Origin of the sequence: Kitasatospora phosalacinea, assembly GCF_000716545.1 — a bacterium.
Lineage (GTDB): Bacteria > Actinomycetota > Actinomycetes > Streptomycetales > Streptomycetaceae > Kitasatospora > Kitasatospora phosalacinea.
The window spans coordinates 1-5,928 of sequence record NZ_JNWZ01000125.1; the positions used below are offsets into that span (position 1 = coordinate 1).

At 73.9% G+C, this 5,928-nt stretch carries 8 protein-coding genes and 1 pseudogene; 5 read left to right on the forward strand and 4 right to left on the reverse strand.

From position 1 onward, the window contains the following. Together OO48_RS41100 and OO48_RS35655 are read left to right on the forward strand one after the other, a co-directional pair. Positions 1-83: pseudogene (locus tag OO48_RS41100) on the forward strand (transposase); the annotation flags it as partial. 246 nt (positions 84-329) lie between these two features. Further along, a complete protein-coding gene (locus tag OO48_RS35655) occupies positions 330-1,373 on the forward strand; it encodes a terpene synthase family protein (protein WP_051733376.1) in 1,044 nt (347 codons plus the stop codon). A gap of 33 nt (positions 1,374-1,406) precedes the next feature. Here OO48_RS35655 and OO48_RS33445 read toward each other — a convergent pair whose 3' ends face one another. Together OO48_RS33445 and OO48_RS33450 are read right to left on the reverse strand one after the other, a co-directional pair. Next, entirely contained in the window at positions 1,407-1,796 is a 390-nt protein-coding gene (locus OO48_RS33445; RefSeq protein WP_245194916.1) for an SHOCT domain-containing protein, read from the reverse strand. Positions 1,797-1,803: 7 nt separating this feature from the next. Beyond that, positions 1,804-2,232, reverse strand: a complete 429-nt coding sequence (locus OO48_RS33450; protein ID WP_033223285.1) for a DUF6325 family protein — start codon at positions 2,230-2,232, stop codon at positions 1,804-1,806. A gap of 269 nt (positions 2,233-2,501) precedes the next feature. Here OO48_RS33450 and OO48_RS33455 point away from each other — a divergent pair, with 269 nt between their 5' ends. Then, a complete protein-coding gene (locus OO48_RS33455; RefSeq protein ID WP_033223287.1) occupies positions 2,502-2,828 on the forward strand; it encodes a hypothetical protein in 327 nt (108 codons plus the stop codon). Positions 2,829-2,846: 18 nt separating this feature from the next. Here OO48_RS33455 and OO48_RS33460 read toward each other — a convergent pair whose 3' ends face one another. Together OO48_RS33460 and OO48_RS33465 are read right to left on the reverse strand one after the other, a co-directional pair. Beyond that, complete coding sequence (locus OO48_RS33460) at positions 2,847-4,070, reverse strand: serine hydrolase domain-containing protein (RefSeq protein ID WP_033223295.1); 1,224 nt, start codon at positions 4,068-4,070, stop codon at positions 2,847-2,849. Positions 4,071-4,102: 32 nt separating this feature from the next. Further along, a complete protein-coding gene (locus OO48_RS33465; RefSeq protein WP_033223289.1) occupies positions 4,103-4,441 on the reverse strand; it encodes a hypothetical protein in 339 nt (112 codons plus the stop codon). Between the two features lie 129 nt (positions 4,442-4,570). Between OO48_RS33465 and OO48_RS33470 the strand changes: the two genes are divergently transcribed. Then, complete coding sequence (locus OO48_RS33470) at positions 4,571-5,095, forward strand: NUDIX hydrolase (protein ID WP_033223297.1); 525 nt, start codon at positions 4,571-4,573, stop codon at positions 5,093-5,095. A 39-nt stretch (positions 5,096-5,134) separates the two neighbouring features. After that, complete coding sequence (locus OO48_RS33475; RefSeq protein ID WP_081952585.1) at positions 5,135-5,926, forward strand: TetR/AcrR family transcriptional regulator; 792 nt, start codon at positions 5,135-5,137, stop codon at positions 5,924-5,926. The last annotated feature ends 2 nt before the right edge of the window (positions 5,927-5,928 follow it).

Below are 5,928 nucleotides of genomic sequence, written 5' to 3' on the forward strand. Positions count from 1 at the left end.
AACGCCTGCAGTACCGCCCCGAGACCCTCGACGGCTTCATAGCCGGCACCGGCCTGACCCTCGACACCCCAACCTCACCCTGACAAGCCGACGTCAGTAGCGCCGCCGCGGGCCGTGCGGGCGGCGTTCGCCCAGGCAGCGGCATATGACACGGGGTTAGACACGACCACCAAGGGCAAATCCCTTACCAGTCACGGCATCTGACGATCCGATCGGATAACTTTCAAGCCACACGGGTGTAATTGATCTTCGTGGGGGAAGGCCATCGGCCGGGTCTGCGCACCCACGGGATCCGTGCCGTACCGGCAACAGGTTGCTCTGGAGACACGTTGGCTGCAATACCCCCGCTCTTCTGCCCCATCCCGTCCAGCCTGCACCCCGCGCACGAGGCGGTCGGCAAGAGCACCGAACTCTGGCTCGACACCATGGGCTTCACCACGGACGCCGAACGGCGCGGACGACTGCTGTCCATCGGCGCGCACGAGTTCGTCTGCCGGATCGCCCGGGACGCCGAGGGCACCACGGGCCTGGAGCTGGTCTCCCAGTGGCTGTGCAGCATGCTCACCCTGGACGACGAGTGGGACACCGGCCGACTCAGCCGAAACCCCTCCCGTGTACTCACCATAGCAGCCACGCTACTGGCTGTTATCAATTCGGCGAACTCGCACCCGACCGAGGACGACATCTACGTCGCCTCCGTCCGCGACGTGTTCGGCCGGGCCCGCGCCTGGGCCCCCGCGCTCTCCGTGAAGCGCTGGGCGGACAGCCAGTTGGAGTCCTTCATGGGCGCCGCGGCCGTCGTCGCCTACCGCGCCGAGGGCCGTCCGATGACGCTCTCCGAGTACCTGACGATCGGCCCGCTGGACCGCGGCAGCCGCTCCTGCATCGAGATCATCGAGGTCTGCGAGCGCACCGCCATCCCGCAGTCCCAACTGGACTCGCCCCGGGTGCACGCGCTCACCGAGGCCGCCAAGTTCCTGGTCCTGGTCTCGGCCGACATCTACTCCTTCCGCCGCGAGGACGACCACGGCGCGCTGGAGAGCAACATCGTGGACGCGCTCCAGCGGCACCTGGGCTGCGAGCGGGAACGGGCGCTGCTGGAGGCGGCCGCCCTGCACGACCGCACCATGTGCCTGTTCCTCCGCCTCGCGGACCGCACCTCCCGCCGCGCCGGAGCCGAACTGCAGCGCTACATCACTCAGTTGTCCAACCTGGTGAGCGGCAACCTGGAGTGGGGCTTCACCTCCGCCCGCTACACCGAGCGGACGCCCGGGATCCTGCCGGTGGCCGAACGCGCCGAACGGCCCGCCGACGGCCGGCTCACCCCGCCGTCCTACCCCGAGATCGCCTGGTGGTGGGACCAGCTGTGGTGACGACCGGCCCCGACGGGCCGCCCGGAACGCCGCTCAGGCCAGCAGCCTGGCCTTCGCCGCGGCGAACTCCTCCGGGGTGAGCAGCCCCTGCTGGACCAGCTGCGCCAGCTGGTTCAGCTTGCTCGCCACGTCCTCGCCGCCCGCGGCGGGTGCGGCGGGTGCCGGCGCCGGTGCGGCCGACGGCGGGGCGTAGACCGGCTGCTGCGCCGCCTGCTGCTGGGCGGCCTGCTGCTGGGCGGCCCGGTCCTGGTCGGCCTGCAGTTCGGCGATCGCCTCGTTCTGGCCCTGCTCGTCGGCGGCCCGGCGGGCCCCCGCCCGGCCCGCGGCGTACGCGGCCCCGCCCACCACCAGCCCGCGGGCGAGCGGACGCCCCACCGGGCGCACCGCCCGGACCGGCCGGATCGGCCTCATCGGTCGGAACACGCCGTCCTCACTCTCCCGCCGCGACGCGCGCCTCGGCTGCGCGGACGGCCTCTTCGATGTTCTCCGGCGGAATGCGCACCCCGGAGGCGATCCGGCCGCCGACCGCGCGCAGCGCCGCGGCGGCGTCCTCGGCCCACAGGTGTTCGATCAGCACGATCAGCGCCGCGCTGCCGGGTTCCAGCAGTTCGGCGACCTCCTGGGCGTCCTCCGGCCCGATCAGCGGCAGTTCGTCGCCGTCCAGCCCTTCGACGCCCCGCAGGTGCTCGAAGTCGGTGAGCTCCCCGTAGGTGGTCTCGCCCTCGGCGTCCCGGAGCACCACCAGCGAGTCGATCACCCGCACCCCGGCCGCGCCGCGCAGCCGGACCAGGGCGGTGGCCGCCTCGACGCTGATGGTCGCCTCGGGAAAGGTCAGGACGAGCAGTTCGGCCGGTCCCATCAGGGGCTCCCTTCCGTGCACAAATCCCTCATATCGGGATCAAATCACACGATTCTGTGGGAGTCGGGATCCGCCACGCGACCGCCCGCCGGGCCCCGGAACGGCCCCGCGCCGGCCTTCGGACACCCCCGAACGGGCTCCGGGTGGCCCACGGCGGCTGGCGGGCCGGGGTCGCGCGTGGTCCCGTCGAAGCACGTCCGTCCGGCGCCCGTCCGGCCGGACGGCGACCAGCGACCCGTACCGAATCCCCCACCAAGGAGCCGAGCGTCATGACCATCGCCGTCGACAAGCTCTCCGACCCGGCCGTCCGCCGCCTGATCGGCGCCGTGAACTCCGGCGACCGCAGCGCCTTCTTCGCCGCCCTGACCGAGGACGCCACGATGTCCGACGACGGCGCCGAACGCGACCTGGCGGACTGGGTCGACCGGGAGATCTTCTCCTCGCACGGGCACATCGAGGTGCAGACCGAGAAGTCCGGCGGCCGCGCCCTGGTCGCCGACTACCGCAACGACACCTGGGGCGAGATGCGCACCGCCTGGCGGTTCACCGTCGCCCCGGACGGCCGGGTCAGCCGGTTCGAGACCGGCCAGGCCTGACGCCCGCCGCGCCCCGGTTCAGCCGCGCGCCGCCAGGCACTGCCGGACGGCGGCGATCAGCGCCCGGGAGCGGACGTCCCCGGTGACGCCCGGCTGCATGCCGTTGGTGACGTAGCCGAAGCCGATGCCCAGCTCGGGGTCGGCGAAGCCGAGCGAGCCGCCCCGGCCGGGGTGCCCGAAGCTCGCCGGGGAGGCCATCGGCGAGGTGCCGCCGTGCCGGAAGAAGCCCTGGCCGAAGGCGGTGTTGACGATCAGCACCCGGTCCGGCCCCTGCACCGAGGGGCCGGCCGCCTCGGCCAGCGTGCCCGGCTCGAACAGCGCGGGCAGCCGCTGCCCGGGCGCACCGGCCCGGTCGGCGGCGCCGATCAGCGCCGCGTAGAACCTGGCCAGCGAGCGGGCGGTGCCGATCCCGCCCGCGCCGGGCACCTCGACGGCCTGCACCGCCGGGTCGTTCAGGTCCACGCTGCTGCGCACCGAGCCGAACGAGCGGGCGGTCAGCGAGCGCGGGTCCCGGTAGGCGTCCAGCACGGACTGCTTGGGGCGCATCCGCGTCCCGCCCGGGCCGAGCCTGGCGGCCTCCGGCGCGGGCAGGTCGACCAGCCGGCCGACCCGGTCGGACGCGGCGGCGGGCAGCCCGATCCACAGGTCGAGGCCGAGCGGGGCGGCGATCTCCTCCGCGAAGTACCGCCCCACGCTGCGCCCCCCGGCCCGCCGGACCACCTCGCCGACCAGCCAGCCGAAGGTCAGCGGGTGGTACCCGTGCGCGGTGCCGGGCTCCCAGGCCGGGGTCTGGGCGGCGACGGCCGCGGTGGCCGGCTCCCAGGCCAGCACGTCCTCGATCCGCAGCGGCACGTCCAGCGCGGGCAGCCCGGCCTGGTGCGAGAGCAGCCAGCGCACCGGGACGCGCCCCTTCCCGGCCTGCGCGAACTCCGGCCAGTACGAGGCCACCGGCGCGTCCAGGTCGAGCAGCCCGCGCTGCGCGAGGTGCAGGGCGGCGGAGGCGGTCAGCCCCTTGGTGACGGAACGCAACACCTGCGCCGTCCCCTCCTGCCAGCCGACCGCCGGGGCCGGCCTGGCCCCGACCTCGGGCCGGGCGTCCCCGCCCCACAGGTCGACCACCTTCCGCCCGTCCAGGTACAGCGCGAAGGCCGCACCGAGCTCCCCGTACTGCCGGAAGTTGCCCGCGAAGGCCTCCCGGACCGGCTCGAACCCGTCCGCCACGAACCCCTGGATCTGCTGGATCTGCACCCTGCCACCCTAAACACCCCCGGTCGTCACTCCACCGTCCACCCGATGTGGCCGATGCCGGTGGAGTAGAAGGCGCAGTGGCCGGAGGACTCCTGGGTCTGGCCCGGCCAGGCGGTCACCGAGTTGCCCGTGACGTCCGGCGCCCAGCCGCAGACGATGTCGGCGTGGAAGGTGATCGGGCCCCCGGTGTTGTTGGTGCAGTCGACGCCTCCGGTGAGCGGGTCGTTGTTGTGGATCCAGGTGGTGCAGTCCAGGCCCGAGCGGACGGACCTGGCGGCGGGCGCGGGGGCCGCCGAGGCGGGCAGCGCGGTGGCGAGCGCGACCAGGGCGGCGGCGACGGACAGGGCGACGGCGCGGTTCTTCAACTCTGCTCCTCGACATGGTTCCTGACGGTTCGTCCGGTTCATTCCCGGACCGGTCCATGCGTATACCAACTCTTTCGGGTGACGCCGCTCCGACACCACGGCCCGCCGTCGCGCGCCACAATGGCCGACATGGAGAACCCCGCGACCGACCTCGACGAGATCCTCGACGTGGTCGACGAACACGACCGGGTGCTGCGCACCGCCCCCCGCTCCGAGGTCTACCGCGACGGCCTGACCCACCGCTGCGTCTTCGTCCTGGTCCGCGACCCGCGGGGCCGGATCTTCACCCACCGCCGCACCGACACCAAGGCGTTCGCCCCCGGCGCGTACGACTGCTTCGTCGGCGGCGTGGTCGGCACCGGCGAGGGCTACCCGGAGGCCGCCGTCCGGGAGGCCGAGGAGGAGCTGGGCGTCAGCGGGATCCGCACCCGCCCGCTGTTCCGCTTCCTGTACACCGACGGCGACCGGCACAGCTGGTGGTCCGACGTCCACGAGGCCGAGTGGGACGGCCCGGTGCGGCCGCAGGAATCCGAGGTCGCCTGGTACGACTGGCTCACCGAGGAGCAGCTCGCCGAACGCCTCGGCACCTGGGAGTTCGTCCCCGACGGCCGCGAGGCCTACCGCCGCTACCTGGCCCTGCGCGCCACCGGCTGACCCGGCAGGACCGGCCGGACAGGGCCTAGGGTGGGCCGCATGGCTTCCCGTACGCCGCCCGCGGCCCCCCGCGCGGAGGAACAGCACCCCGCCGCCCGTGCGCCCCGGCGGCGGCTGAGCGTCGACGAGCGCCGCGAACAGCTCATCGCGGTGGCGCTCCAGCTGTTCTCGGACCGCGCGCCCGAGGACGTCTCGATCGACGACATCGCCGCCGCCGCGGGCGCCTCCCGCCCGCTGGTGTACCACTACTTCCCCGGCAAGCAGGCCCTGTACGAGGAGGCGCTGCGCCGGGCCGGACGGGAGCTGGCCGGGCGCTTCGAGGAGCCCGGCGAGGGGCCGCTCTCCGAACGCCTGTACCGCGTCATGGGCCGCTACCTCGACTTCGTGCAGTCCCACGCGGCGGGCTTCACCGCGCTGCTGCGCGGCGGCTCGGTCGTCGCCGGCCCCGACGCGGGCGCCGTCATCGACCAGGTCCGGCTGGCCGCGCAGGAGCAGATCCTGCTGCACCTCGGCGTCCCCGACCCCGGCCCCACCCTGCGCCGCACCGTCCGCGCCTGGATCGCCAACGCCGAGATCAGCTCGCTGGACTGGCTCGCCGACAAGCCCGTCCCGGTCGAGACCCTGCAACTCCACCTCGTCCAGGAACTCGTCGCCGCCCTCACCGTCGCCGCCGCCCGCGAGCCCGAACTCGCCTCCCTCCTGGGCGAGTTCTTCGCCGCCGAACGCCCCGACGGCCCCACCGCCCGGCTCGTCCGCGACCTGGCCGCCGCCCTCGCCTCCCCCACCCTGGCCGATTCCCTGCTCAGACTCGCCGCCCCGCCCACCCCCTGACC